Below are 26,115 nucleotides of genomic sequence, written 5' to 3'. Positions count from 1 at the left end.
GGACCTGGGCGGCGGATGTGCTGGCATTGTATGGTGAATCGGTGACCGACGCTGGCGGCGCCGGCGGTTATGTGTCCCTGATATGTGACGCCGTCAGTGGATGGCGGAGGCGCCGCTGTGCGCCATCGCGGGAGGCGGATAGTCTTCCTGGTCGGACGCCATCTGGCCCAGCATCTGGGCTTGTTGCAGTTCCTGTTCGACCTGGGCTCGGCTTTCTGAATGGGTGGACGCGATGGGCGGGGGGTAGTCTTCCTGGCCGAAGGTGTATTGGCCGTTGGCCTTGGCCTGGGCAAGTTCGGCGCTGACCTGGCTGGCGGTCTCGGGTGGGGGAGCCGGGTAGGCGACGCGCCAGTCGCCGTAAAGGTCGCGCTGGTACTGCGCGGAAGAGGCCGGCGCCGGGGCCGACGCTGGGGCCGGTGGCTGAGCCTGCGCGGCGCCGGCTGCGGCCAGGCCGGCGCACAGCAGCAAGGTAGTGGTTAAGGTCTTCATGGAATGCTCCTGACAATCAAGTCATGCGGCCGACGCGGCCGCGCCGTCGTCCGCGATGCTGCATGCGGACGATTTCCTGAATGCGAAGATGCCTGACCGGACCCGCAGGATGCCGCGGCGGCGCGTCCTTGCCGGGGCGGCCCGGCGGCGCAATGCCCTGTGTCCGGTGTTTTCGGTTGGACCGGGGGTGCGCCGCCGCGTTGCCGGAAAACCCACGCGCGGAGGCGAAAGGTATTTCAGGCATGAAGCACAGGTGTCAGTCCGCTTTCATGGGGACGCGTTCCGTTTTCATGCCTGCCGGCGCAGGCCTGTCAGTTGCCGTGGCCGTGACCATGGCCGGCTGCAGGCGCGGCAGCTGCGTTCAACGGCCGCGCCACCGCGTCCACCGCCACCCGACGCTGCTGGCGCGCGGCATCTTCCACGACGAGCGTCAGCTTGACGTGGTCGCCCGGCGAGATCTGGCCGGCCAGGTCGATCAGCATCACGTGATAGCCGCCGGGCTTGAGTTCCACCGGCTGGCCGGCGGGAAGGTCGATGCCCGCCACCTGGCGCATCTTCATGACGTTGTCCTGCATCGCCATTTCGTGCACTTCGACATGCTTGGCCGCCTGCGACTCCACCGCAACCAGCCGGCCCGGCGCGGCGGACGTCAGGCGCATGAAGACGCCGGTCGCGTGCTGGTTGGGCACGGTCGCGCGCACCCAGGCGTCCTGCACGGTCAGGCCGGCGTCCTGCGCCCGGGCTGCATGCGTGAAGCCGGCCAGCGCGGCCGCGAAGGCAACAGCGGCGGCAAGGGATTTGATCGAAATCTTGTTCATGAGCGTTTCCTTTGCGGGGTTCAGAGCACGGTGCGCAGGTCTTGCGCGCTTTCCTGGGCGGTTTGCTGATGGCGCAGGGCCAGGCGCAGCTTGCCCTGGGCGTCGATGACGTAGGTCAGCGCGGTGTGGTCCATGGTGTAGGACGAGCCGGTGGCCACCTTTTGATAGAAGACCTTGAAGGCCTGGGCGGCAGCGCGGGTCTGTTCCGCCGTGCCGCGCAGGCCCACGAAGCCCGGATCGAAGGCCTGGGTGTATGCGCGCAGGATCTCCGGCGTGTCGCGCTCGGGATCCACGGTGATGAACAGGACGCGCAGCTTTTCCGCGTCGGCGCCCAGCAGGGACTTGATCTCGACGGCGCGCGTCAGCGCCGTCGGGCAGATGTCCGGGCACTGGGTAAAGCCGAAGAACAGCATGATGGGATGACCGCGGTAATCGGCCAGCCGGCGTTGCTTGCCGTCGGTGTCCTGCAAGTCGAAGTCGCCGGTCGGCATGCCGGACAGATCCATGCCGTTCAGCGGCGGGGCGTCCTGGCCGCAGCCCGCAAGCGGCAGCAGGGCAAGGGTGGACAGCAGCAGGCGCCGCCGGGGATCGGGCGCGGCGGCGCGCGTCGCGCCGGTGGGCGCGCGCGAAAAGAGGGAATGCATGAGAACCTCTGGAATGACGTGTCGGCAGGGCGCGGCAAAGCCGCGCGACGAGAGCCGCGCGCCGCAACCTGCTGTATTAGTCAGTCAGTGCGGGCGGCTCGGGACAAAGTCAGGCCAGAAGCGGGGGAGCGCGAGAACCCAGCGGTGGGCCCTGGGCCGGTTGCACGGGCAGGGCGTGATGGACGGAAACGTGCGGCGCGTGCGCGGCCGCCGTCAACAGCAAAGGCGTCAGCGCCGGCGCGGGAGCCGGCGCAACATGTGCGAGCAAGGCGAACGGACATTGGGCGCCGGTGCCCGCGGTGTCATGGCCCGTCTTGCCGCCATCGACCGACAAAGCCAGGCTGCGCACCGACAGATCGCCGGCGGCCGAGCAGAACGTGACCGCAAGCCGGCCGTCGTGCAGCGCGCGGGTGTCGGGCATGTAGCCCGCGGGAACCAGCGCGCGCATTGCCAAGGCCAGAAGCGCCAGCCACAGCACGGCTTCGCCGCGCATGGCGCGCATCTTGCGAAGGAGGCTGGTCGTGTACGGCATGCAGGCATTCTATGCCAAGCGTTCCCGATTTCTTGGTACCCTTTAACGCACTTCGTCCCGATACGCCGCCCAGTGCCCCAGGTTTCAGTGCTTTCCTTGTCCGTTTCGACATTGCCGGTGTCGACCTTGTCCGCTTCCGCCTTTCCAGTGGGCCCTCGCCGCGCCATGCGGCTTTCCCGCCTGGGACTGGGCGCGCTGATGTTGGCCCTGCTGTTGCTGCTGACCGCCTGCGGCACGACGAAAGTCCAGCCGGGCTATTACCGCGTCCAGTCAGGCGACACGCTGTATCAGATCGCGCGCAAGGAAGGGGCCAGCGTGAGCGACCTGGTGCGGTGGAACAAGCTGTCCAATTCCAATTCGATCGAGGTCGGGCAGGTGCTGCGGGTGGAGCCGCCCGCCGGGCAGGCGCGCACGTCCACGCCCAGCAAAGCCAGCAGCAAACCCAAACCCAAGGCCAAGCCCTCGCAAAGTTCGACCGCGTCGTCCGGCAAGCGCCGCACCGCGCCGCCCGGCGCGATCTCGCTGGTCTGGCCCGCGCAAGGCAAGGTCACGCGCGGCTACGACGGATCGGGCTCGAACGGCATCGTCATCAGCAATGCCGCAGGCACCCCGGTCGTGTCCGCGGCGCCGGGCACGGTGGCCTATTCAGGCAGCGGCCTGCGCGGCTACGGGCATCTGGTTATCGTGAAGCACAACGCCAGCTTCCTCAGCATCTACGCGCACAACAGCAAATTGCTGGTCAAGGAAGGGCAGCGCGTGTCGCAGGGGCAGAAGATTGCCGAAATGGGCAACAGCGACAGCAAGCAGGTGGGGCTGTATTTCGAATTGCGCTACGACGGCCAGGCGGTCGATCCCGCGGGTTCGCTGCCGTCCAAGTAGCGGGGCGGCCGGGCGCCACCGGCTGCCCGCCTAGATGGCCGCGTCCTGCGTCAGCGTCGACACGAAAGTCGCCGTGCGCGGGTCATTGGGGCGCGAGAACACCTTCCGGGAGTCGCCGGATTCCACCACCACCCCTTCCAGCAAGAACACCACTTCGCGCGACACGCTGGCGGCCAGGCGCAGGTCGTGCGTGGCCATCAGCATGGTCATGCCCTCGGCGGCCAACTGGCGCAGCACGTCCACCACTTCAGCGGCCAAGCCGGGATCCAGCGCTGACGTCGGTTCGTCGCAGAGCAGCACCCGTGGAGCCGGCGCCAGCGCGCGGGCAATCGCCACGCGCTGCTGCTGTCCCCCCGACAGATTCGCCGGCCAGGCGTCTGCCTTCTCCAGCATGTTGACCTTGCGCAGCAGTTCCTCGGCCCGGGCGCGGGCGCGATCGGCCGGCCACTTCTGCACCGTGACCAGGCCTTCCATGACGTTGCCGATCACTGTCTGATGCGGGAACAGCTGGAAATTCTGGAATACCATGCCGGTCTGCATGCGCACGCGCTGGACCTGATCGCGCGCCAGCTTGCGGCCCGGTTCGAAATCGACGGTCTCGGGTCCGATCTCCAAGCGGCCGCGATCGGGGACCTCCAGCAGGTTCACGCAGCGCAGCAGCGTGCTCTTGCCGCTGCCGGACGGGCCGATCAGGGCGGTGACGCTGCCTTCGGCGATGTGCACATCCACCTGCTTGAGCACGGGATTGCCGCCGAAGGCCTTTTCGATTTTTTCCAGGCGGATCATCGGGTCTTCTCGGTGAATACGGCATGCTGGCCGAAGCGGCGTTCCAGTCGAACCTGGGCCGCGGACAGCACGGAACTGAACACCAGGTAGATCAGCGCGGCCTCGGTGTAGAGGATGAGCGGCTCGTACGTGACGGCGGCAATGCGCTGCGCGGCCTGGAAGATCTCGGGCACGGTCAGCACGGCAGCCAGCGATGTGTCCTTCACCAGCGCGATAAAGGAATTCGACAGCGGCGGCACCGCCACGCGGGCCGCCTGCGGCAGAATGGTGCGGCGCAGGGCCTGGCCGCGCGTCATGCTGAGCGAATACGCGGCTTCCCATTGGCCCTTGGTGATGGACTCGATGGCGCCGCGGATCACTTCGGAGTTGTAGGCGCCCACGTTCAGCGTGAAGCCGATGAGCGCCGCGGGCAGCGGGTCCAGCACGATGCCCACGCTGGGCAGGCCGTAGAAGATCACGAAAAGCTGGACCAGCAGCGGCGTGCCGCGGATAAGCCATACATAGAAGCGCACCAGCGCCACCAGCGGCGCGGGGCCGAACAGGCGGATCAGCGCCACCACGAAAGCCAGCGCCAGCCCCAGCGCAAACGACATCAGCGTCAGGGGCACGGTGAACACCAGCCCCGCATGCAGCAGCGGCCAGAACGAATCCGCCATCAGCTGCACCCAGGCCGGCACCGACCATTCGCCTATCTTCGCCAGCAGCCAATCAGGCAGGACGGTGTGCAGCCAGGTGGGCAGCGTCATGTGCGCTCCAGTCGCTTATTGCGCGGACAGGTCTGTGCCGAAGTATTTGACCGAAATGGTCTTGTAGGTGCCGTCGGCCTTGATGTCGGCCAGGGCCTTGTTGATGGCGGCCTGCAGTTCCGGGTTGCCCTTGCGGATCAGGACGCCGGAATTGCTGAATTCCGCCGTCTTGTCGGTGGCGGCGATCTTCACGCGGGCGTTGGGCTTCTGCTTCTTGAAGTCCAGGAACGACAGGTTGTCGTTGACGGTGGCTTCGACCCGGCCCGACGTCAGCAGGTCGATGGCTTCGTTGAAGCCCTGCACGGCCACCACTTCGGCGCCGTGGCTTTGCGCCAGCTTGCCGAAGTTGCTGGTCAGCGTGTTGGCGGACTTCTTGCCCTTCAGGTCGGCGAAGGACTTGATGCTGGTGTTGTCGTCACGCACGATCAGCACGGCGGCGGACGAGATGTAGGGATCGGAGAAATCGTACTTGGCGCGTCGCGCGTCGGTAATGCCGACCTGGTTGATGACGGCGTCGTAGCGCTTGGCGTCCAGCCCGGCGATCAGGCCGTCCCACTTGCCTTCGACGAACTGCGGTTTCACGCCCAGGCGTTCGGCGATGGCGCGGCCGATGTCGACGTCAAAGCCGGTGAGCTGGCCGGAGGCATCGTGGAAGGTGAAGGGCGCGTAGGTGCCTTCGGTGCCGATCTTGAATACGCCGGCGGATTTGATCTGGTCCAGCCCCGATTGGGCGTGGGCGGCGGACAGGGCGGCGGCCTGGACGAGGCCGGCGACGAGAAGCGTACGGAAGAGTTTCATGGCAATGCTCCACGGATGTTCACTGTGGAGAGCATGTGGGCCTGCAATGCCCTCCGGCGTAGCCGCACTCTAACAACCGGTCTATTTTTCCACAAAGCATATGGAATAGTAAAAATATAGCCATAGGTCATAAAGCCTTACCCCTGCCTGGCGCCGCTGGCGCCGCGCTGCTGTCCCGTTTTTGTCACACAAGGCCGCCATGATGAAAGGCGCCGGCACGGGGCCGGGAGGGGGCGCGTATGCAGGATGGCGAACGACTCAACGGCGTGACGCATCTGGCGGGGTTGGCGCTGGCGGTGCTGGCGTCGGGCGCATTGATTACGCGCGCAACCGAACTGCGCGTGGAGACTCGCCAGATCGTCAGTTGCGCGGTGTTCGCCGCGTCGATGATCGCCGTGTATGCCTCGTCGGTCCTGTTCCATTGTTCGCAGGGCCGCAGGAAAGCGATCTGGGCCAAGGCGGACCACTGCGCCATCTACCTGCTGATTGCCGGCACGTACACGCCGCTGGCGTTCGGCCCCGTGGAGCATGCCTGGGGCGCCGCGATGGGCGTGGCGATCTGGCTGCTGGCCTTTGTGGGCATCAGCCGCGAATTATGGTGGGCGCGCGGCGCCCCGCCGGCCTTGCCGCTGTACCTGGCCATGGGCTGGCTGGGCGTGATGTTCGCAGCGCCGATCGCCGGCGCGCTGTCCACGGCCGGGCTGGCGTGGCTGCTGGCCGGAGCCGCCATCTACACCGCGGGCACGCTGTTCTATGTCAACGACAAGCGCTGGCGCCATGCGCATGGCATCTGGCATCTGTTCGTCATGGCCGGCACGGCCTGCCACTTCGTGACCGTGTTCGGCTTTCTGAAGCACGCGCCGGCCTGACGCGACGAGCGGCGTGGCGCTAGCGCCAGCCTGCCAGCGGCAGCATGCCTTCGCGGTCTTTCACTTTGCGCATGACGATATGCGAACACAGGTCGCGCACGCCCGCGAGCTTGCTGAGCTTGTCCTCGACGAACTGCGAGAAGGCCGACAGGTTGCGTGTGCGCACCGTGAGGATGTAGTTCGACGCGCCGGTGACGATGCAGGCTTCCGTGATTTCGTCGTGCAGGGCGATGCCGGCCAGGAATTCCTCGTGCCAGCCGGCGCGCGACTGATCGAGCGAGACGTGGACGATGGCTTCCAGCTCGAAGCCCAGCTTCTCTGCATCCAGCACCGCCCGATAGTTGCGGATCAGCCCGCCTTCTTCCAGCGCGCGGACGCGCCGCAGGCAGGCCGAGGGCGACAGCGCCACCTGTTCGGCCAGGTCCTGGTTGCTGAGTTGACCGTTCTCCTGCAGGCGGGCAAGAATGCGCCGGTCTATGGCGTCGATCTGCATGGCGCAATCCAATTCGATAAAAAGGCGATGTATGCAATTTAATGCGGAAAACCCGGGTTAGTCACGACTGATTTTGCAATTAATCAGCCTTGGGGCGCTGATAGTATGTATCGCAAAATCGCCAGAAGGAATTGACATGACTACCCGCGACGACTGCGTAAACGCCGACCGCCAGGATCCCCTGGCCGCCTTGAAAGACCAATTCGACCTGCCGCCAAACGTGCTGTACATGGACGGCAATTCCCTGGGCGTGCTGCCCAAGACCGCCGCCGCCCGCGCCGCGCAGGTGATCGGCCAGGAATGGGGCTCGGGCCTGATCCGTAGCTGGAACACCGCCGGCTGGTTCGAACTGCCGGCGCGCCTGGGCGACAAGCTGGGCAGCCTGCTTGGCGCGCGCGAAGGCGAACTGGTCGTCACCGACACCACGTCGCTGAACATCTTCAAGGCGCTGGCCGCGGCGCTGCGCATCCAGCAGCAGAAGCAGCCGGCCCGCCGCGTCATCCTGTCCGAGCGCGACAACTTCCCCACCGATCTCTACATGATCCAGGGCATGATCGACCTGCTGCAGCAGGGCTACGAAATGCGCCTGATCGACGACGACCTGCCGCTGGACCGCGCGCTGGACGACTCCGTTGCCGTCATGCTGCTGTCCCACGTCAACTATCGCAGCGGGCAGATGCATGACATGGCCGCGGTGACCGCCCTGGCGCACGAACGCGGCGCGCTGGCCATCTGGGACCTGGCGCACGCCGCGGGCGCGGTGCCCGTTGACCTGAACGGCGCCAACGCCGACTTCGCCGTGGGTTGCACCTATAAGTACCTGAACGGCGGCCCGGGATCGCCCGCCTTCATCTGGGTGGCGCCGCGTCACACCAAGGACTTCTGGCAGCCGCTATCCGGCTGGTGGGGCCACACCCGTCCGTTCGACATGGCCGTGGCCTACGAGCCCGCCGGCGGCATCCGCCGCTACCTGTGCGGCACGCAGCCCATCGTGTCGCTGTCGCTGGTGGAATGCGGCCTGGACGTCGCGCACGCCGCCGGCATGGACGAAGTCCGCAAGAAATCGCTGGCGCTGGGCGATCTGTTCATCGAACTGGTCGAATCGCGTTGCGCCGGCCATCCGCTGACGCTCGTGACGCCGCGCACCCATGCCGACCGCGGCAGCCACGTGAGCTTCCGCCATCCCAACGGCTTCGAAGTGATGCAGGCGCTGATCGCGCGCGGCGTGATTGGCGACTACCGCGAACCCGAGGTCTTGCGCTTCGGCCTGACGCCGCTGTATTTCGGCTACGCGGACGTCTGGGACGCGGTCGACATCCTGAAGGACGTGCTGGACAGCCGCAGCTGGGACAAGCCCGAGTTCAAGCAACGCTCTGCCGTGACCTGAGCCGCGGCGGCAACGCCTTTGTCGCGCCGGCCGTACGAGCCATAAAACATCAAGAGAGCGCAGTAGGAGGAGACAATGCAACAACAAAAGGGTTTCGGCCGGATCGCCGAACGCGAGCAGGGGCTGAAACGGCGCCTGACGTCCGGCCAGATGAGCATGATCGCCATCGGCGGCGCCATCGGCACCGGCTTGTTCCTGGGCAGCAAGTTCGCCATCGGCTTTGCCGGCCCCAGCGTGCTGATCAGCTACGCCATCGGCGGCGTGATCACGCTGCTGCTGATGGCCTGCCTGGCCGAGATGACGGTGGCGCATTCCACGTCGGGCTCGTTCGGCGCGTACGCGGAACACTACATCGGGCCGCTAGCCGGCTTCCTGGTGCGCTATGCGTACTGGTCGTGCGTGGTGCTGGCGGTGGGCACCGAAGTCACCGCGGTGGCGAAGTACATGGGGTTCTGGTTTCCCGGCGTACCGGGCTGGCAGTGGGTATGCCTGTTCTCGGCGGCCCTTATCCTGATCAACGCCCTGAGCGTCAAGGCGTTCGGCACGATCGAATACTGGTTTTCCACCATCAAGATCAGCGCCATCATCGGCTTCATCATCCTGGGCGCCTATGTGGTGTGGGGCAACCCGCAATACGGCGCGGCGCTGTACACCGCGCACGGCGGGTTCTTCCCCAACGGCGTGTGGGGCATGTGGATCGCCGTGGTGATCTCCATCTTCAGCTATCTCAGCGTGGAGATGATCGCGGTGGCGGCCGGAGAGGCCGAAGACCCGGAACGCGCGGTCAAGCAGGCGTTCCGCGCCACCATCGTCCGCCTGGTCGTGTTCTACCTGCTGACGCTGGCGCTGATCCTGGCCATCGTGCCGTGGGACGAAGCCGGCAAGGACGGCAGCCCGTTCGTGAAGGTGATGCAGGCTCTGGACATACCCGGCGCGGCGGGCGTCATCAACTTCATCGTGCTCGTGGCCGCGCTGTCCGCCATGAACAGCCAGCTCTACATCACCACGCGCATGATGTTCAGCCTGTCGCGCGCCGGCCATGCGCCGTCGATGCTGGGCCGGCTGACCCGCAGCGGGACTCCCCTGAATGCGTTGCTGTTGTCCACCAGCGGCATCGCCATCGCCACGGTGCTCAACGTGCTGTATCCCGAGACGGCTTTCACGCTGATGATGGCGATCTCGATGTTCGGCGCGCTGTTCACGTGGATGATGATCTTCATTACGCACTACTTCTTCCGCCGCCGCTGGGTACGGGAGGGGGGCGCAACGCTGTCGTTCCGGATGCCGGGCTTTCCCGTGCTGACGCTGCTGGGCGCGGTGGCGATGCTGGCGATTCTGGTCACCACGTACTTCACCAGCGTGTTCCGGATGACGCTTTTGTTCGGCGTGCCGTTCCTGTTGATCCTGGCCGCGCTGTACCACCTGCTGTTCAAAAAGCGCGCCGCGGCGCTGGCGATGAAGGCCACCGCGCCTTAGCGCTGCCCGCCGGCGCAGTCCCTGATGGCGGCCAGCATCGCGCGGGCGCGCGCCGGCAACGACCGCGACGCGTACACGGCATGCATCTGCGGCGCGGCGCCCTGGGCCGACGTGGCTGTATAGGCAGGGCAGACGCGCACCAGGGCGCCGCGTGCGATCTCGGGCTGCGCGGCCCAATCCGCCAGCCGAGCGATGCCCATGCCTTGCAGCACCATCGCCATCAGACCGCTGCCGCTGCTGACCCGCGCCGTCGGTCGGGTGTGCAGGCGGACGATGCGCTCGCCGTCGCGCAGGTGCCAGTCCTTGAGCACGCGCGGACCGGTATGGGTGAGCAGGCGATGCGCCGCCAGTTCGTCGGGGTCGCGCGGCAAGCCCATGCGCGCCACATAGTCGGGGCTGGCGCACAGCAGCCGTTCATAGGGCCACAGGCGCGCGCCCAGCAGATCGCTGGAAGCAGGGAATCCGCCCCGCACGGCGAAGTCCAGGCCCTCGGCGATGGGGTCCACCCATTCGTCGGTGTAGGTGACGTCGATGCTGACGCCGGGATGCTGGTCTGTATAACGGCGCAGCACGGCGGGCAGCAGGGTCACGCCCAAAAGGTCGGGCGCCGAAAAGCACAGCCGGCCTCGCGCGCCGTCCTGCACGTCGTGCAGCGCCTCGCGCGCACGCGCTTCCAGGCGCAGCAGTTCGCGCGCGGATTCGTAGTAGCTTTCGCCCTGGGGCGTCAGCACCACGCTGCTGTGACTGCGCAACAGCAGTTGCACGCCCACCTGCCGTTCCAGCGACTGCACGGCCCGCGTGACGGCGCTGGGCGATACGCCCAGGGCCCGAGCCGCCAGCACGAAGCTCTGGCGTTCGGCGACAGCGCAGAACACCTCGAATTCCCATAGCGCGCCACGTTCCATGCGGGTTCTCCCGTTGCGTCTACCGCAACATGATATTGCAACCCTGTGACTGCGGCGCCTCGTAGACTGTGGCGCTTTTGCATTCCTTTTCGCATCATGCCCAATCCGCATTACTACGATCCCGTGACCGGCGCCCGCTATGCGCTGGACGAACCGCGCTGGTGTTCCGACGCGCAGACACCCCTGATGATTTCGCCGCTGCGGGGCATCTCGAGGTACGACATCGACACCAGCAAGCGATCGCTGTGGCGCTACAGCGCCGCCTTGCCACGCGACATCGCGCGTCCGGTATCGATGGGCGAGGGCGGCACGCCGATGGTCGAGCGCGCCTGGGGAACGCTGCGACCGCACTTCAAGCTGGAATGGTTCAATCCCACGTGCAGTTTCAAGGATCGCGGCGCGGCCGTCATGTTGTCGTGGCTAAGGCAGATCGGCATCAAGGCCGTAGCCGAAGACAGCTCCGGCAATGGCGGCGCGGCGGTGGCGGCGTTTGGCGCGGCGGCGGGAATGGACGTCTCCATCTTTGCGCCCGCCCATGCGTCCGCCGGCAAGATCGCGCAAATGCGCGCGTTCGGCGCGGACGTGCGGCTGGTGGAAGGCCCGCGCGAAAACGCCGAGGCTGAAGCCATGCGCGTGTCGGGCGACATTTTCTACGCCAGCCACAATTGGCAGCCGTTTTTCCTGCAGGGCACCAAGTCCATTGCCTACGAGTTGTGGGAGGACTTTGGATTCCAGGCGCCGGACAACATCGTGATTCCGGCAGGCGCCGGCAGCAACGTGCTGGGGTGCGCCATCGGATTCACCGAGCTGCTGGCGTCCCGGCAGATCAGTCGCCTGCCGCGATTGTTCGTGGCCCAGCCGCTGAACTGTTCGCCGGTGGACGCCAGCTTCCAGGCAGGCGAGGACGGGCCCGTGACGCGCGAAGTGCTGCCGACGATAGCCGAAGGCACGGCCATCAGGAACCCCGTGCGTCTGCGCGAGGTGTTGCGGGCCGTGCGCGTCAGCGGCGGCCAGACCATGGCGGTGCCCGAGGCCGATATCGTGGAGGCGGTGAAGAAGCTGGCCGCATGCGGCCTGTATGCCGAGCCGACCAGCGCCACCGCCGCGGCAGCGCTGGACACGCTGCTGGCGCGCGGTGCGATCCGGTCGGGCGAACGCACGGTGGTGTTGCTGACCGGCACCGGCATCAAGTCCACGCAATTCATGACGGACCTGTTCGCGGCGCCGGCCTGAAGCGCGGGCGCCCGCGACGCTTGAGGGGCGTGTGGTTCAAGCCGCCATCGCGGTGCTTTCGGCGTGCGGGGCGGACTGTGTTGCCGCCGGCGCAAACACCCGCAGCCGATGGCCGTCGGGATCGAGCGCGACGAAGGTCCGCCCGAAGTCCATGTCGGTGGGCGCCTGCAGGATTGGCAGCCCGCGCAGGCTCCAGTCGACGTGGCGCTGATTGACGGCGTCGGCGTCGGCCACGGTGAAGGCCAGTTCCGAGGCGCCGCCGCGTCCGGCCGCGGCCGGCGCAACGGTGTAGCGCGACCACAGGCCCAGCATCAGGCCGGAGTCGAGCGCGAACAGGGCAAACGTGGGCGAGCTTTCGATGGGGGCGCGCTGCAGCAGCGCGCTGTAGAACGCCGCGCTGGCCTGGGGCTTTTCCACGTACAGGATGACGAAATTGGTGTCTGACATGATGCGCTCCAAGTGGTTGACGCGATCATGATAGGGAGGGGTACTGTCAGTTTTTGGCAGTAGTGAGTTCAGGATGTCGCCCGCGAGTGGTCGATCGCGCGCCACTCCTTGAGCAGGATGTGCCGGCGTTTCGGGTATCGGCCCTGGTCGGCCAGCGTGGCGATGCGGTCGGTGCGGAAGTGCCGGAAATCCCCACGCAGTTCGCACCAGGCCATCACGATCCGCACACTGTCGAAAAATCCCAGCGCGAAGGGCCAGATCACCCGGTCGGATTCGGCGCCCTTGTCGTCGCGGTACGCGATCGCCAGCTTGTGTTCGGCGCGTATGGCCTGGCGGACCAGGGAGACGTCGATGCGGTCGACGACCGGGACCGAACTGGGCGCCACCAGCAGCGGAATGGCGTCCAGTTCGTCGCGTAGTTCCTGTGGCAGCACGGCGCCGATCTTGGCCAGCGCGTTGCGCGCGGCCAGGCCCAGGCGTTCGTCCGAGCGGCCCGCCACCCACCGTGTGCCCAGCACCAGGGCCTCGATTTCCTCGGTGCTGAACATCAGCGGCGGCAGCATGAATCCGGGCCGCAGCACATAGCCCACGCCGGGCTCGCCCTCGATCTCGGCGCCCTGGCATTGCAGGGTGGCGATGTCGCGGTACAGCGTGCGCAGGCTGATGCCCATTTCGGCCGCCAGCTTCTGGCCGCTGACGGGCAGGCGATGGCGGCGCAGGGTCTGGAGCAGGTCCAGGAGGCGTTCGGTGCGGGACATGGGGCGGGCGAGAGTCGTTCGCCGCAATACTGCCACGAAATGGCAGCATGCGGCGCACGCTTGCCCTACTTGGATACAGGCTTGCCCGTGGCCACGTCCAGCACCGACCCGTCTTCCAGGCTGACGCGATAGATCTCGCGCACGACGTTGCCGGCGAAGCCGATTTCCACGATGGAAACGTCCTTGAACGTCGTGTCGATGCCGTCGGGCAGGACTGCGTTGAACTTGTCGGACTTCTGCTTCATGGCTTCCTGCAGGCGGGCGTCGTACGGCGTCATGCTGTAGACCAGCGTGTTGTGCGGATTGTGGGCGCGCACTTCCTTGCCGTCCTGCATGACGTTCACGCCGCTGACGCCCATCGTCTTGACCAGGTCTTTGCCTGCATCGCCCATCTTTGCGTAGACGGGGCCGGTCACGCGCGGCAGCGGGCCGTCGCGCAAGGGCGCCAGCGCCGCGGTGGTCACGGTGTTGTAGCGCATCATGTCTTCAAAGCCCTGGCCGCTCTTGACCACGCCCAGGTCCAGCCACCACGGGTGGCCCGCGCCCTTGGCGGCTTCGGTGGGGTAGAAGGTCTTGAGCGTCAGGCGCAGCGGGGCGGGCGGCTTGGGCAGCGCCTTCAGCATGCGGGCGGGCGTTTCCGGATCGGCGTTGTGGATGTGGACCACGGTGACGTGCGGCATGTTGGGCGTTTCGGCCTCGGCCTTCAGGCCCAGCTTCAGCAGGTCTTCCTTGAGCGTGCCGTTCACCTTGGCGTCCAGGATGTCGTTCACCTCCTTGGGCAGGCGGTAGACGACGCCATAGGTGGCCTTGTGCGCGCGGAACTCCGACTTGTCGAGGGCGCTGTTGTCGATGGGCGCGGCCTGGGCGGCGCAGGCGGTGGCGAACAGGCCGAAGACGGCCAGGTGCAATGCACGTTTGATCATGGGAAACCCCTGTTGTTGTGAACGTGACCCGCGAGAGTCATGCGCAGTGTGTCCGGCGGGGATGTACGCCGTATTGCACCAAACAAAAGATTCCCGATACCAGTCTCCAGTTGTCCGATACCTTGGCCCGCGGCCGGTATCCGGCTAGCCCAGGAAGACGACGGCGACGATGGCGATGCCCAGCAGCAGGTTCACGCTTACCCAGCGGCGTATGCCGCCCATGGCCTGGCCGCCGCGAGGCCAGTCGGAGGCGGCGACGGCGGCGGCCAGCCGCTTGTAGAGGACGAACCGGATGTGGCCGAAGATGGCCATCATCAGGACGCCGCCGGCCGCCATGAGGGTCCAGCTTCGGGGCATGAAAAAGACGCCGCCCGTTTGCGCGGCCTGGCTGGCGGCCTGTCCGATCATTCCGGCGCCGGTCAGCAGGATCACCGCAATGGCCGCGAGCACGGCGTTCAGGAACGGGCCGAGCACGGACTCCATCAACGTGAGGCGCATCGGCGGTTCCAGTTTCGCGGCCGCCGGCCGCAGGAAACAGTGCGCGAACAGCATGCCGCCCACCCAGAGGATCACGGCCATCATGTGGACGAACTTCAAGGCGGCGTAGAGCATGCGGTCGACCTTTGGAAAGCGCGGCTCGCGGAGTGCGGCCGTGACTGTCCGCATGATATCGCCGCAAAACAAGTTGCGCGGACTTGACCAAAATCATGGTTTTGCATTTAGAATGAGATTGATTTCTATTTGTAGTAGTGAGTTCAGGGGACTCTCCGTGCCAAATCCCGTGCTCGCCTCGGGCGACGCCGTCAACCTTCTGTACCGTGCGCATCACGGGTGGCTCCACGGCTGGCTGCGCGCCAAGCTGGGCAATACCTTTGACGCCGCCGACCTGGCCCAGGACACCTTTGTGCGGGTGCTGCGTCATCGGCATGAACTGGACGCGCTGCGCGAGCCGCGCGCGTATCTGACGACGATCGCCAAGCGCCTGCTGCTGAACCATCACCGTCGCCGTTCGGTGGAGCAGGCATATCTGGAAGCCCTGGCCCTGATGCCGGAGGCGCTCGCTCCGTCCCCGGAGCAGCGCCTGGTGATTTTGGAAACCCTGCGGGAAATCGACGAGATGCTGGCCGGCCTGTCGCTGCCGGCGCGTCAGGCGTTCCTGATGGCGCAGCTTGAGGGCCTGAGCCATGGCGAGATCGCAGAACGGCTCAATGTGTCGCTGCGCACCGTCCACCGCTACATCACCAAGGGATTCGAACAATGCATCATGGCGGTGATGTGAGCGCGCAGCTGGACGGACCGGGAGAACTGCCCGCCGTCGAGCGCAACGTCGCGCGCGAGGCCGCCCGCTGGCTGCTGCGCCTGAGCTCGGAGCGCGCCACCGACGCGGATGTCCACGCCTGTGAGCAGTGGCGCGCCAGCAAGGCCGAGCACGAGCATGCGTGGCAGCGTGCGCAGCGCGTGAATGCGCGATTCGGCCTGGTCCCGTCGGCGCTGGGCATGGCGACGCTGAACCGCCCGGAATTCAAGAGCCGCCGCGCCGCCCTGAAGATGCTGGTGGCGCTGGTGGTGGCCGGGCCGGCAGGCTGGGCGGCCTGGCGCGCCGACCCGCTGGACTGGAGCGCAGACTACCGCAGTGCGGCCGGCGAGCGTCGCGACCTGAAGCTGGCCGACGGATCCACGCTGTTTCTCAACACGGCCAGCGCCGTCGATGTGCTGTTCGACGAGGAAACGCGGCTGCTGCGGCTGCGCTCCGGCGAGATCGCCGTGCACGCGGTTGCGGACCTTAGCACGCATCCGCGGCCCTTCATTGTGCGCACCCGCCAGGGCGATATCGAGGCGCAGGCGTCCCGGTTCTGCGTGCGCCAGGAAGGCGCGCGATGCCGGGTCAGCGTGCAGGAAGGCCGCGTGCGGCTCAGCAGCGGCGCGCAGCCAGCGACCTTTGTCAATTTGTCCGCAGGCGAACAGAGCAGCCTGTCGCCCGAGGGCGTCGACGCGCCATCGCCCGCCGATCCGCACGCCAGCGACTGGCTGCGGGGCGTGCTGTACGCCAACGAGCTGCGCCTGGACGCCTTTGCGGCCGAACTGGGCCGCTACCGGCAGGGCATATTGCGCTGCGATCCCGAGATCGCGCATCTGCGGATCTCCGGCGCATTCCAGCTTCACGACACCGACGCAGTGCTGGCTGCCTTGCCGGCGACGCTGCCCGTGCAGGTGCGATACCGCACTCCGTATTGGGTAACGATCGCGCCGCGCGCGGCGGCCGCGTGATGCCAGATTGCCTGGTCCAAGCGGGCTGCCCTTTCGTGCGCCACACCGGCCTGCGACAGGGTCGTCGTTTTTTTTCGCCGTCACGCAAAAAAAGTTTTGAATAGGCTGTCCGGTTTTGAATTCCCGAGGGTCATGGTCTGTATAGGCACACGATTGCCGATACCTGTTGGATCGAAAGGACGACCATGGCTTACATCCCCGCCGGCCGCGCAAGCGGCTCCCAACCAGCTCGAGGCGCGCAATGCCGGCTGACCCGTCTTACCGCCGCGGTGCACGCCGCGCTGGCCCTGGCCGCCGCTTCCGCGGCGCTGCTGCCCATGGCGGCGCAGGCCCAGGGCGCTGCGGTGGCGCAGGCCGGCACGCGCGGCTACAGCATTCCGGCGGGGACGCTGGCCGACGCGCTGCCGCGCTTTGCCGACAGCGCGGGCGTGACGGTCCTGTTCGACGCCACGCTGGTGGGGCAACGCCGCACGGCGGGATTGCAGGGAGCGTATTCCGTGCATGAGGGATTCTCGCGCCTCCTGGCGGGCAGCGGCCTGGGCGTGCAAGAGCGCAGCGCCGGCGTGTTCGTGTTGCAGGCGCTGCTGCAGGGCAGCGTTACCCAACTGGCGCCGGTCCAGGTCGACGGTGAAGTCGCCGCGGTGACGCCGGCCTGGGACACCAGCACCGACCGCAAGCGCATGGACGATCTGCAGATCAGGAACTGGACCGACCTGGGCAGGCGCGCCGAGCCTGGCGTGAGCTTCAATCGCCAGACCAACAGCATCAACATCCGCGGCCTGGACCAGGACCGCGTGCTGACCCGCGTGGACGGCATCCGGCTGCCGTGGCTGGACGACGGCGCGCGCGGCGTGAAGGGCGGCCTGGAAGCCGTGGACTTCAACAGCCTGTCGCGCCTGGACATCGTGCGCGGCGCGGACGCCACCGCCGGCGGTTCGGGTGCGATCTCCGGCATTGCCGACCTGCACACGCTGAATCCGTCGGACCTGCTGAGCGACGACAAGACTTTCGGCGCGCTGGCCAAGACCGACTATGACTCCGCCGACAACAGCTGGGGCGTCAACGCCGCGCTGGCCGGGCAGATTCACAGCAACACGTTCTGGCTGGTGCAGGCCGGCGTGCGCAATGGCCACGAACTGGACAACCGCGGCGACGTCGGCGGCTACGGCGCCAAACGCAGCGAGCCCAGCCCCGAGGACTACGACCAGCGCAGCTTTCTCATGAAGCTGCAACAGCGCGTGGAGGGCGGCCACCGCTTCGGGCTGACGGGCGAGTACTTCAAGCGCAACGCCGACATCGACAGCATGTGGGAACAGGGGCCCGGAACGAGCTATCTGATCGGCGAGAACAGCACCCGCAAGGAAACCGAGCGCGAGCGCGTGTCGTTTGACTATTCCTATGTCTCGCCGAGTTCGGGCAGCCTGATCGACACCGCCAACGCGGTGGTCTACTGGCAACGCGTACGGCTGGACAACTCGCAGAACGGCATCCGCGGCGTGGATTCGCGCGCCCGCATCATTCCGGGCGACCCGTTCCGCTACGGTTTTCCGAACGGCCCGTATGGCCGCAGCAACTCGATCCAGCAGACGCTGTTCGGCGTCAGCACGGACTTCACCAAACGCCTGGCCGGCACGTCGGTGTCCCAGCTTTGGTCGTTCGGCGGCGAGTGGTACGGCAACAAGACGGAGCAGAACTCCAACGGCTACGACAACTGCCCGACAATCCGTCCCGGTCTGCCGGCGCCGTTCGGTCCGCGGTCTTGCGACATGCTGCACACCAACCAGGCCGACGTCCCGCAGTCCAAGGGTGACCAATGGGCCTTGTGGGTGCAGGACGAATTCAGCTTCGCGGATGGCCGGTACACCCTGACGCCGGCCCTGCGATACGACCACTACGAGCAACGCCCGCAGTCCAGCGCCAGCTACGAGAGCAACCCCAATGCCGGCGCGCTGCCGCCGTCCAACAGCGGCAGCCGCTTTTCGCCCAAGCTGCTGGGCACGTGGAAGGCCGCCGACGCGCTCAGCCTTTACGCCCAGTACGCCTACGGCTTCAAGGCGCCCAGCGCCACGCAGCTCTACACCAACTACGGCGGCCCCGGCACCTACCTGCGCGTGGGCAATCCGTATCTGAAGCCCGAAACCAGCAAGGGCTGGGAGCTGGGCGCCAAGATCGGCTCCGACGACCTGGGCGGTGCGGTATCGTTGTTTGATAATCGTTATCAGAACTTTATCGATGGAGATGTGCCGCTGAACCCCGATTCGCCGCAGTGGCAGCCGGGTTGGTCGGGGCAGTACCCCTTGGGCGTGACCGGCAACGTCAACCGCGCCAAGGTCCGCATCTACGGCGCCGAAGCCAGCGCGCACTGGAAGTTCGCGCCCGGCTGGCGCACGTGGGGCTCGGTGGCATGGGCCGTGGGCAAGGACGAAGGCACGGGGCAGTACCTGAATTCCGTTGCGCCGTTGAAGGCGGTGCTGGGCCTGGGCTACGGTCGCGATGTGTGGGGCGTGGACGCCATGCTCACCACCGCGATGCAGCGCAACAAGGTCGAATATCCGGAGGCCGCGGCCGACGCGCCCAATCCCGATTTCAAGGCGCCGGGGTATGGCGTCGTGGACTTGATGGGTTACTGGCGCCCCGCCGCGGTGAAGGGCTTGCAGGTGCAGGCGGGCGTGTTCAACCTGTTCGACAAGAAGTACTGGGAGGCCATCAACGTGCCGACCGCGGGCGCCACCGCGATCCCGCGTCCGGTCGACTGGTACACGGAACCGGGACGCAGCGTTCGCGTCTCACTGACTTATCAATATTGAGTTCGGTCCGCCGCCATCTGGCGACAGACCGGACCCGGCGGCGGTTTTTAGCAATGTTTGGCACCGGCCGGAGGGCCTACGATGACGAATACCGATTTCACGATCCGCGCTGAGAATCTGCGCGCCCGCAACGAGGCCCTGGCCGCCTCGCAACCCGGGCTGCGCGCCCGCAATCTCGCCCAGGCGCTGGGCGTGTCCGAAGCCGAATGGGTGGCCGCCGGCTGTGGCGGGGTGAAGGCGACCGCGCTGCATGGCCAGCCGCAAGCCATCTTCCGCGAATTCGGCACGCTGGGCGAAGTCATGGCGCTGACGCGCAACGACTGGTGTGTCCACGAACGCCATGGCAAGTATGAGGACATCCAGGCCGAAGGTCCGGTGGGCCTGGTGCTGGGACCGGACATCGATCTGCGCGTGTTCTTCACCGCCTGGAAATCCGCCTGGGCGGTCGAGCAGGACGGGCGCCACAGCCTGCAGTTCTTCGACGGCGCCGGCGTGGCGGTGCACAAGGTCTACCGCACCGACGCCACCGACGTGGCTGCCTACGACGCGCTGGTCGCCAAGTTCGCCGGTGAATCGCAATGGCCCGTGGCCGAGCCCTATGCGCCCGCCGCCGACGCCGAGCAGGTCGAAGACGCGCAGGCCTGGCGCGAAGCGTGGCTGGGCATGAAGGACACGCACGAATTCTTCCCGCTGCTGCGCAAGTTCAAGGTGTCGCGACTGGCGGCATTGGCTGCGGCCGGTGAAGACCTGGCGCAGCCGGTGCCGGCCGACGCCGTGGAACGCATGCTGCAGTCGGCGTCGGAATCGGCCCTGCCCATCATGTGCTTCGTCGGCAACCGCGGCATGATCCAGATCCATTCCGGTCCGGTGCAGTCGCTGCGCCGCACCGGCCCGTGGTTCAACGTGCTGGACCCCAAGTTCAACCTGCACCTGGACACCACCGCCATCGCGTCGGCCTGGGTGGTCAACAAGCCCACGACCGACGGCTGGGTGACCTCGCTGGAGGTGTATTCGGCCACGGGCGACCTGATCGTCCAGTTCTTCGGCGAACGCAAACCGGGCAAGCCGGAACTCGCAGGCTGGCGCGAACTGATGGTGGGCCTGTGCAGCGCGCCGCTGGCCGCCTGAACCGCATAAGGAAGCAGCGATGAAAAAATGGTTGGCAGTGGCGGCATGGATGGTGGCGGCCGGCGTCCAGGCGGCGCCGCCCGAGCGGGTGGTGACGCTGGGCGGCAGCGTTACCGAGATCGTCTACCAGCTTGGGCAGGGCGACAAACTGGTGGGAGACGATCTCTCCAGCCTGTACCCGGAGGCCGCGACCAAGCTGCCGCGCGTCGGCTATTACCGATCGGTGCCGGTGGAAGGCGTGCTTGCGCTCAAGCCGGACCTGGTGCTGGCGTCGGAACAGGCGGGGCCGCCTGATGCGCTCAAGCGCCTGGGCGACGTCGGGGTGCGGATCGTCACCGTGCCCGACTCACCGTCGGTGGACTCGCTGAAGGCGCGCATCCGCAACATTGCGGAAGCGCTGGACGTGGCGCCCGCGGGCGAGCGCATGGTGGACGAGATCACACGCGATCTCAAAGCGGTCGAAGCCATTCCGGTCACCGGCGCGCGTGCCGTCCTGCTGCTGAACCGCACCGGCACCCTGCAGGGCGCAGGCGGCGGCACGGCGGCCAACGAAGTCATGTCGATGGCGGGCCTGGTCAACATCCTGAAAGACCAGCAGGGCTACAAGCCGGTATCCGCCGAGGCCGTCAGCGCGCTGGCGCCGGACGTGATCGTCGTGACCCGGACTTCGCTTGAAGCCTCCGGCGGCGCGGACAAGCTGCTGGCGCTGCCCGGCATCGCGTCCACGCCGGCCGCTGCGCACAAGCGCGTGATCGTCATGGACGACCTGCTCCTCTTGGGCATGGGCCCGCGCCTGCCGTTGGCGCTGACCGAACTCAAGCAGGAGGCGGCCGGTGTCATGGCGCGCTAGCGCGGGACGCATGCCGGCGCCGCTGGCGCTGGCGCTGTTGGGGGCGGTCCTGGCCGCGGTGGCGCTGGCCGCCAGCAGCAGCGGGGCGGTGCAGATACCGCTGCGGGACATCCCCCGGCTGCTGTGGGGCGATGCCACGCCCGCCGATGCGCTATGGCGCAACGTGCTGATCGACATCCGCCTGCCCCGGGTGCTGTTCGCCATGGTCGCGGGAGCGGCGCTGGCCATCTCCGGCGCGGCGATGCAGGCGCTTTTCCGCAACCCGCTGGCTGAACCGGGTCTCATCGGCATTTCGGCGGGCGGGTCGCTGGGCGCGGTGGCCGCCATCGTGCTGACCTCGGGCGGGTTCTGGGTGCTGGCGCCCGCGGCCTTCGTGGGCAGCCTGCTCGCCACGTTCTGCGCCTACGCGCTGGGCCGGCGCGTGCCCGGCGTGGCCGGCTTGCTGCTGGCCGGCATCGCCATCAATGCGGTGGCGGGCGCGATGATCGGCCTCTTCACCTTCGTCGCCAACGACGCGCAGCTGCGCGATCTGACTTTCTGGACCATGGGCAGCCTAGCCGGGGCCAACTGGAAACTGCTGGCGTTCCTGGGGCCGTGGGTGCTGCTGATGGCCTGGTGGCTGATGCGCCAGTGGCGCGTCATGAATGCGCTGCTGCTGGGCGAACGCGAGGCGCAGCACCTGGGCTATGCGCTCAAGCGCGTGCGCGCCCAGCTCGTGCTGGCGTGCGCGATGATCGTCGGGCCGCTGGTCGCGGCGACTGGCGGCATCGGCTTCGTCGGACTGGTGGTGCCGCATCTGGTGCGCATGACGCTGGGCGCCAACCATCGCTGGCTGTTGCCCGCGTGCGTGCTGGGCGGCGCCCTGGCGCTGACGCTTGCCGATTGGCTGGCGCGCGTCACCGTGGTGCCGGCCGAACTGCCGATCGGGCTGGTGACCAGCCTGGTGGGCGGACCCTTTTTCTTGTGGCTGCTGGCGCGCGGCCGGAGGCATGGATGATGCTCGCGGCCGAAAACCTGACACTCACGCGCGGCGGCAACCGCATCCTGGACAAGGTCTCGCTGGCCGTGCGCCCGGGGGAAGTGGTGGGACTGCTGGGCGCCAACGGCGTCGGCAAGTCGACCCTGCTGGGTGCGTTGTCCGCCGAACTGGCGCCGGATTCCGGAGCCCTGCGCGTGGGCGACGCCGACCTTCGGGGACTGGCGCACCGGCAGCAGGCCCGCCTGCGCGCCGTCCTGCCGCAAAAGCCCGGGTTGAGCTTCGACCTGGACGTGCGGGAAGTCGTGGCGATGGGCGCCTACCCATTTCCGGAACTGTCCCCCGCTCAGGTGGACGCACTGGTCGACCAGGCGCTGGGCTGGGCCGACGTGACGCACCTGGGCGCGCGCCGCTACCCCGAACTGTCCGGCGGCGAACAGCAGCGCGTGCAGTTCGCGCGTGTGCTGGTGCAGTGCAAGGCCGCCCGTTCTGATGGCGAGCCCCGTTACCTGCTGCTGGACGAGCCCACCGCCAGCCTGGACCCGAAGCACCAGGGCGACTTGCTGCGCGTGGCGGCGGGGCTGGCGCATGACGGCGATACGGGTGTACTGGTGATCCTGCACGACATGAACCTGGCCGCGCGCTGGTGCGACCGCCTGCTGCTGCTTTGCGGCGGTCGCGCCATCGCGTCGGGCACGCCGGTCGAAGTGCTGACGCCGGGCAACCTGTATCTGGCCTACGGCATCGATGCGCACGTCATGCCGCATCCGCTGCAACCCGAGCGCCTGCTGGTGGTGACGTCATGACAGCGTGACGGCGGGCGCGGGGTCGGTAAAATGGCGGTCATCAAGCACCTCCATCACTCATTACAGGATCCCGTGTCATGCCTACTTTTGACGTCGTCTCCGAAGTCGACAAACACGAACTGACCAACGCCATCGACCAGGCGAACCGCGAACTGGCCACCCGCTTCGATTTCAAGGGCACCGACGCCAAGTTCGAACTCGAAGGCTTCGTCGTCACCCAGATCGCGTCCAGCGCGTTCCAGCTCAAGCAGATGCTGGACATCCTGCGCGGCCGCCTGTCGGCGCGCGGCATCGACGTGCGCTGCCTGGACGTCGCCGACCCGCTCGAAAACCTGGGCGGCGCCCGCCAGAAGGTCACCATCAAGCAGGGCATCGAACAGCCCGTCGCCAAGAAGCTCATCGCCGCCATCAAGAACGCCAAGCTCAAGGTCGAATCCCAGATCAACGGCGACAAGCTGCGCATCTCGGGCAAAAAGCGCGACGACCTCCAGACCGCGATTGCGCTGCTGAAGAAAACCGACGTCGACCTGCCGCTGCAGTTCGAGAACTTCCGCGATTAAGCGGCCGGATAACCCATACAGATGGGGCATTCCGGCGAACTGCTGCTGGTCGTTGAATTGGCGCGCGCCGGCGGCATGTCGGCGGCCGCGCGCGAACTCGACGTCACGCCCGCCGCCGTCAGCAAGCGGCTGGCGCAGATCGAGGCGCGGCTCGGCGTGCGCCTGTTCAACCGCAGCACGCGTCGCCTGAGCCTGACGGCCGAGGGCGAGGTCTACCTGGAAAACGCCCGCCGCATCCTGGGCGAGATCGACGACCTGGACGAGCTCATCGCCAGCCGCCAGGCCAGTCCGCGGGGTCTTTTGAAGGTCAATGCGCCGCTGGGCTTCGGGCGCAGCTACATCGCCCCGGCCATCGCGGAATTCGCGCAGAAGTACCCGGACGTCTCATTGCAGTTGCAGCTGACCGACCGGCCGGCCGACTTCGTGCGCGAGGCCTTCGACGTCGCCGTGCGTTTCGGCGACCTGCCCGACACCAGCCTCATTGCGCGCAAGATCGCGCCCAACCGCCGCCTGGTCTGCGCATCTCCCACCTATCTGAAAAAGCACGGCGTGCCGGCCACGCCGCACGACCTGGCGCGCCATCAATGCATCGTGCTGCGCCAGAACGAGGCCGCGTATGGCATGTGGCGCTTCACGAAGGGGCGGCGCAGCGAAACCGTCAAGGTGCGGGGCAACCTCAGCAGCAACGATGGCGAGGTCACGCTGACCTGGGGACTGGCCGGCCTGGGCATCCTGCAGCGGGCGGAGTGGGATCTGGCCCGCTACCTGCGCAGCGGCCGGCTGGTGCAGGTGCTGGAAGACTACGCGCTGCCGCAGGCGGACATCTACGCCGTGTTCCCCGAACGCCATCATCTGTCCGCCAAGGTCCGGGCATTCGTGGACTTCCTGGTGAGCTACTTCCAGCAAGGCTCCGAAGGCCGATGGTGACGTCCGGCGCCTGGCGTCGGGCTCAAGCCGCCCACAGGTGTTGCGCCGCATAGGCCCGCCAAGGCCGCCAGGACTCGGAGCGCACCAGCAGTTGCGCGGGCGTGTACGCGCGGGACTCCAGCCGTTCCAGCGCCCGTATCAGCCCGATGTCCGCATGCGGGAAAGCATCGGGTTCGCGCAGCTGCCGCAGGGCGATGTACTGCGCGGTCCATTCGCCCACGCCACGGATCGTGCGCAGGCGGCGCACGGCGTCTTCCAGCCCGCCCGCGGCGTCGAACAGGTGTTTGTCCGCCACCGCGGCCGCGGCCACGGCCGACAGGGTTGCCGCGCGGCTGCGCGGCATGCCCAGCGACGCCAGTTCCGCGGCGGCCACGGCCTGCGGCAAGGGGAACACGTGGGTCAGCGCGCCGTCGGGCTGTTCCATGGGCGCGCCGTGCGCGGCCACCAGCTTGCCGGCCAGGCGTATGGCCGCCACCACGGTGATCTGCTGGCCCAGCACCGCCCGCATGGCAAGCTCGAAACCGTCCCAGGCGCCCGGCACGCGCAGGCCGGGCCGGGACTGCATCAGCGCGGACATGACGGGGTCGCCGGAAAATTGCGCCGCGATGGCGGCGGGGTCGCTTGCCAGATCGAACACGCGCCGCAAGCGAGCGATGATGGACGGCAGGGCCTGCAGGCGGGGAAAGCGCACCGTGGCCTGAAGCGCATCGCCCGTGCCGCGCTGCACCGTCACCGTGCCCTGCACGCCGTCCAGGCAGATGGTGCGCGCATAGGTATCGTCAGCGACCTGTTCGACGCCCGGGATGGCGCGCAGGCGCAGGAACGCCAGCATGCCGTCCCAGTCGTACGGCGGCCGATAGCGCAGCAGCAGCTTGATCTCGCCTTGCGGGCCCGCCGGCACGTCCGGCTTGTCCGAGCGCCGCAGGTCGCCCGGCGTCCGCCCGAAGAGGTCCAGGAAGATCTCGTTGAAGCGGCGGATGCTGCCAAAGCCCGACGCGAACGCGATCTCGGCCATGGGCAGCCGGGTTTCGTGGATGAGCTGCTTGGCCAACAACACCCGCCGGGTCTGTGCGACCGTCACGGGCGACGCGCCCAGGTGCTGGCGGAACTGGCGCCGAAGCTGCCGATCACCCACACCCAGGCGGTGCGCCAACGCGTCCACGCCGTCCTCGTCCAGCGCGCCAAGTTCGATCAGCTGGAGCGCGCGCGCCACGCTGTCAGGCAGTTCGTGCCCGGGCCCCAATTCCGGCGCCGTCTCCGGACGGCAACGCAGGCAGGGGTGATACCCGGCCTCTTGCGCGGCGGCGGCGGTGGAATAAAAGGTGACGTTCTTCGACAGGGGCGTGCGCGCCGGGCAGACGGGACGGCAGTAGATGCCCGTGGTCCTGACTGCAGTGAAGAAGCGCCCGTCGTAGCGGGCGTCGCGCACCTGGATGGCGCTGTAGCAGGCGTCGTGGTTCAGTTCCATGGAGGCATGCTAACGCCGCCTTCGCGCCGGAATCTAGCGGTTTTCGGACAGAGATGTGAAAGTCACGTTCATGTCCGGAAACCGCCAGCGCGCGGCCAGCGGGCGGGACTATATTGGCGACTTTCCCCAATCCGCGAGAGAC

Annotated in this window: 28 protein-coding genes; 14 read left to right on the top strand and 14 right to left on the bottom strand. The window is 67.3% G+C overall.

The window, feature by feature from the left end; translation table 11 throughout:
* Window positions 1-93: 93 nt before the first annotated feature.
* From RT614_RS06755 to RT614_RS06740, 4 genes are all read right to left on the bottom strand, one after another.
* Window positions 94-489 carry a DUF4148 domain-containing protein gene (locus RT614_RS06755; RefSeq protein WP_313621179.1) on the bottom strand — a complete coding sequence of 132 codons (396 nt, stop codon included), beginning with the start codon at window positions 487-489 and terminating at the stop codon, window positions 94-96.
* A 311-nt stretch (window positions 490-800) separates the two neighbouring features.
* The gene (locus RT614_RS06750) at window positions 801-1,307 is read right to left on the bottom strand and encodes a copper chaperone PCu(A)C (protein ID WP_313621177.1); all 507 of its coding nucleotides are present in this window, start codon (window positions 1,305-1,307) and stop codon (window positions 801-803) included.
* Window positions 1,308-1,327: 20 nt separating this feature from the next.
* The gene (locus RT614_RS06745; protein WP_313621176.1) at window positions 1,328-1,951 is read right to left on the bottom strand and encodes an SCO family protein; all 624 of its coding nucleotides are present in this window, start codon (window positions 1,949-1,951) and stop codon (window positions 1,328-1,330) included.
* Window positions 1,952-2,060: 109 nt separating this feature from the next.
* Window positions 2,061-2,483, bottom strand: a complete 423-nt coding sequence (locus RT614_RS06740) for a DUF2946 family protein (protein WP_313621175.1) — start codon at window positions 2,481-2,483, stop codon at window positions 2,061-2,063.
* Between the two features lie 165 nt (window positions 2,484-2,648).
* Between RT614_RS06740 and RT614_RS06735 the strand changes: the two genes are divergently transcribed.
* Complete coding sequence (locus tag RT614_RS06735; protein ID WP_313621569.1) at window positions 2,649-3,362, top strand: peptidoglycan DD-metalloendopeptidase family protein; 714 nt, start codon at window positions 2,649-2,651, stop codon at window positions 3,360-3,362.
* Between the two features lie 30 nt (window positions 3,363-3,392).
* Here the strand turns inward: RT614_RS06735 and RT614_RS06730 are convergent, their stop codons facing one another.
* The 3 genes from RT614_RS06730 to RT614_RS06720 all read right to left on the bottom strand — a co-directional run bounded on the left by RT614_RS06730 (window position 3,393) and on the right by RT614_RS06720 (window position 5,692).
* The gene (locus tag RT614_RS06730) at window positions 3,393-4,148 is read right to left on the bottom strand and encodes an amino acid ABC transporter ATP-binding protein (RefSeq protein WP_313621174.1); all 756 of its coding nucleotides are present in this window, start codon (window positions 4,146-4,148) and stop codon (window positions 3,393-3,395) included.
* Window positions 4,145-4,825 carry an ABC transporter permease subunit gene (locus tag RT614_RS06725; RefSeq protein WP_313621568.1) on the bottom strand — a complete coding sequence of 227 codons (681 nt, stop codon included), beginning with the start codon at window positions 4,823-4,825 and terminating at the stop codon, window positions 4,145-4,147. The genes RT614_RS06730 and RT614_RS06725 overlap by 4 nt, the downstream gene beginning before the upstream one ends.
* Before the next feature lie 84 nt (window positions 4,826-4,909).
* On the bottom strand, window positions 4,910-5,692 hold the full coding sequence (locus tag RT614_RS06720; RefSeq protein WP_313621172.1) for an amino acid ABC transporter substrate-binding protein: 783 nt from the start codon (window positions 5,690-5,692) through the stop codon (window positions 4,910-4,912).
* Window positions 5,693-5,931: 239 nt separating this feature from the next.
* Here RT614_RS06720 and trhA point away from each other — a divergent pair, with 239 nt between their 5' ends.
* On the top strand, window positions 5,932-6,561 hold the full coding sequence (gene trhA, locus RT614_RS06715) for a PAQR family membrane homeostasis protein TrhA (RefSeq protein ID WP_313621170.1): 630 nt from the start codon (window positions 5,932-5,934) through the stop codon (window positions 6,559-6,561).
* A gap of 19 nt (window positions 6,562-6,580) precedes the next feature.
* On the opposite strand, the gene RT614_RS06710 is transcribed toward trhA, so the two are convergent.
* The gene (locus RT614_RS06710) at window positions 6,581-7,054 is read right to left on the bottom strand and encodes an Lrp/AsnC family transcriptional regulator (RefSeq protein WP_313621168.1); all 474 of its coding nucleotides are present in this window, start codon (window positions 7,052-7,054) and stop codon (window positions 6,581-6,583) included.
* A 136-nt stretch (window positions 7,055-7,190) separates the two neighbouring features.
* On the opposite strand from RT614_RS06710, the gene kynU reads away from it, so the two are divergent.
* Complete coding sequence (kynU, locus tag RT614_RS06705) at window positions 7,191-8,441, top strand: kynureninase (RefSeq protein WP_313621167.1); 1,251 nt, start codon at window positions 7,191-7,193, stop codon at window positions 8,439-8,441.
* Window positions 8,442-8,516: 75 nt separating this feature from the next.
* Window positions 8,517-9,917, top strand: a complete 1,401-nt coding sequence (locus RT614_RS06700; RefSeq protein ID WP_313621165.1) for an amino acid permease — start codon at window positions 8,517-8,519, stop codon at window positions 9,915-9,917.
* Here RT614_RS06700 and RT614_RS06695 read toward each other — a convergent pair.
* Window positions 9,914-10,822: a LysR substrate-binding domain-containing protein gene (locus tag RT614_RS06695; RefSeq protein ID WP_313621164.1), complete on the bottom strand. Its 909-nt coding sequence runs from the start codon at window positions 10,820-10,822 to the stop codon at window positions 9,914-9,916. The genes RT614_RS06700 and RT614_RS06695 overlap by 4 nt on opposite strands.
* Before the next feature lie 96 nt (window positions 10,823-10,918).
* On the opposite strand from RT614_RS06695, the gene RT614_RS06690 reads away from it, so the two are divergent.
* Window positions 10,919-12,055 carry a pyridoxal-phosphate dependent enzyme gene (locus RT614_RS06690; RefSeq protein WP_313621162.1) on the top strand — a complete coding sequence of 379 codons (1,137 nt, stop codon included), beginning with the start codon at window positions 10,919-10,921 and terminating at the stop codon, window positions 12,053-12,055.
* A gap of 36 nt (window positions 12,056-12,091) precedes the next feature.
* Here RT614_RS06690 and RT614_RS06685 read toward each other — a convergent pair whose 3' ends face one another.
* From RT614_RS06685 to RT614_RS06670, 4 genes are all read right to left on the bottom strand, one after another.
* Window positions 12,092-12,502 (bottom strand): VOC family protein, encoded by a 411-nt coding sequence (locus tag RT614_RS06685; RefSeq protein WP_313621161.1) that lies wholly within the window; start codon window positions 12,500-12,502, stop codon window positions 12,092-12,094.
* Between the two features lie 68 nt (window positions 12,503-12,570).
* Complete coding sequence (locus RT614_RS06680; protein WP_409558430.1) at window positions 12,571-13,260, bottom strand: helix-turn-helix transcriptional regulator; 690 nt, start codon at window positions 13,258-13,260, stop codon at window positions 12,571-12,573.
* Between the two features lie 65 nt (window positions 13,261-13,325).
* Window positions 13,326-14,183: a hypothetical protein gene (locus tag RT614_RS06675; protein WP_313621159.1), complete on the bottom strand. Its 858-nt coding sequence runs from the start codon at window positions 14,181-14,183 to the stop codon at window positions 13,326-13,328.
* 144 nt (window positions 14,184-14,327) lie between these two features.
* A complete protein-coding gene (locus tag RT614_RS06670; protein WP_313621567.1) occupies window positions 14,328-14,795 on the bottom strand; it encodes a CopD family protein in 468 nt (155 codons plus the stop codon).
* Window positions 14,796-14,952: 157 nt separating this feature from the next.
* Between RT614_RS06670 and RT614_RS06665 the strand changes: the two genes are divergently transcribed.
* The 9 genes from RT614_RS06665 (at window position 14,953) to RT614_RS06625 (ending at window position 24,505) form a co-directional block, all read left to right on the top strand.
* Window positions 14,953-15,462, top strand: coding sequence for a sigma-70 family RNA polymerase sigma factor (locus tag RT614_RS06665; protein ID WP_313621158.1), 510 nt, complete (start codon window positions 14,953-14,955; stop codon window positions 15,460-15,462).
* Window positions 15,441-16,451: a FecR domain-containing protein gene (locus RT614_RS06660; protein WP_313621156.1), complete on the top strand. Its 1,011-nt coding sequence runs from the start codon at window positions 15,441-15,443 to the stop codon at window positions 16,449-16,451. The genes RT614_RS06665 and RT614_RS06660 overlap by 22 nt, the downstream gene beginning before the upstream one ends.
* Window positions 16,452-16,636: 185 nt before the next feature.
* On the top strand, window positions 16,637-19,258 hold the full coding sequence (locus RT614_RS06655; RefSeq protein WP_313621154.1) for a TonB-dependent hemoglobin/transferrin/lactoferrin family receptor: 2,622 nt from the start codon (window positions 16,637-16,639) through the stop codon (window positions 19,256-19,258).
* Between the two features lie 81 nt (window positions 19,259-19,339).
* Window positions 19,340-20,386: a ChuX/HutX family heme-like substrate-binding protein gene (locus RT614_RS06650; RefSeq protein WP_313621153.1), complete on the top strand. Its 1,047-nt coding sequence runs from the start codon at window positions 19,340-19,342 to the stop codon at window positions 20,384-20,386.
* 19 nt (window positions 20,387-20,405) lie between these two features.
* Window positions 20,406-21,236 carry a hemin ABC transporter substrate-binding protein gene (locus RT614_RS06645; protein ID WP_313621152.1) on the top strand — a complete coding sequence of 277 codons (831 nt, stop codon included), beginning with the start codon at window positions 20,406-20,408 and terminating at the stop codon, window positions 21,234-21,236.
* Window positions 21,237-21,246: 10 nt separating this feature from the next.
* On the top strand, window positions 21,247-22,233 hold the full coding sequence (locus tag RT614_RS06640; protein ID WP_313621566.1) for an iron ABC transporter permease: 987 nt from the start codon (window positions 21,247-21,249) through the stop codon (window positions 22,231-22,233).
* The gene (locus RT614_RS06635; RefSeq protein WP_313621151.1) at window positions 22,230-23,018 is read left to right on the top strand and encodes a heme ABC transporter ATP-binding protein; all 789 of its coding nucleotides are present in this window, start codon (window positions 22,230-22,232) and stop codon (window positions 23,016-23,018) included. The genes RT614_RS06640 and RT614_RS06635 overlap by 4 nt, the downstream gene beginning before the upstream one ends.
* Before the next feature lie 77 nt (window positions 23,019-23,095).
* Entirely contained in the window at window positions 23,096-23,578 is a 483-nt protein-coding gene (locus RT614_RS06630; RefSeq protein ID WP_008167359.1) for a YajQ family cyclic di-GMP-binding protein, read from the top strand.
* 21 nt (window positions 23,579-23,599) lie between these two features.
* On the top strand, window positions 23,600-24,505 hold the full coding sequence (locus RT614_RS06625; RefSeq protein ID WP_313621148.1) for a LysR family transcriptional regulator: 906 nt from the start codon (window positions 23,600-23,602) through the stop codon (window positions 24,503-24,505).
* Between the two features lie 22 nt (window positions 24,506-24,527).
* Here the strand turns inward: RT614_RS06625 and RT614_RS06620 are convergent, their stop codons facing one another.
* Entirely contained in the window at window positions 24,528-25,973 is a 1,446-nt protein-coding gene (locus RT614_RS06620) for an AlkA N-terminal domain-containing protein (RefSeq protein WP_313621147.1), read from the bottom strand.
* Window positions 25,974-26,115: the final 142 nt, after the last annotated feature.

The sequence above is a fragment of the Achromobacter sp. genome (assembly GCF_032102605.1).
GTDB lineage: Bacteria > Pseudomonadota > Gammaproteobacteria > Burkholderiales > Burkholderiaceae_B > Achromobacter.
This window is presented reverse-complemented; position numbering and strand designations above follow the sequence as displayed.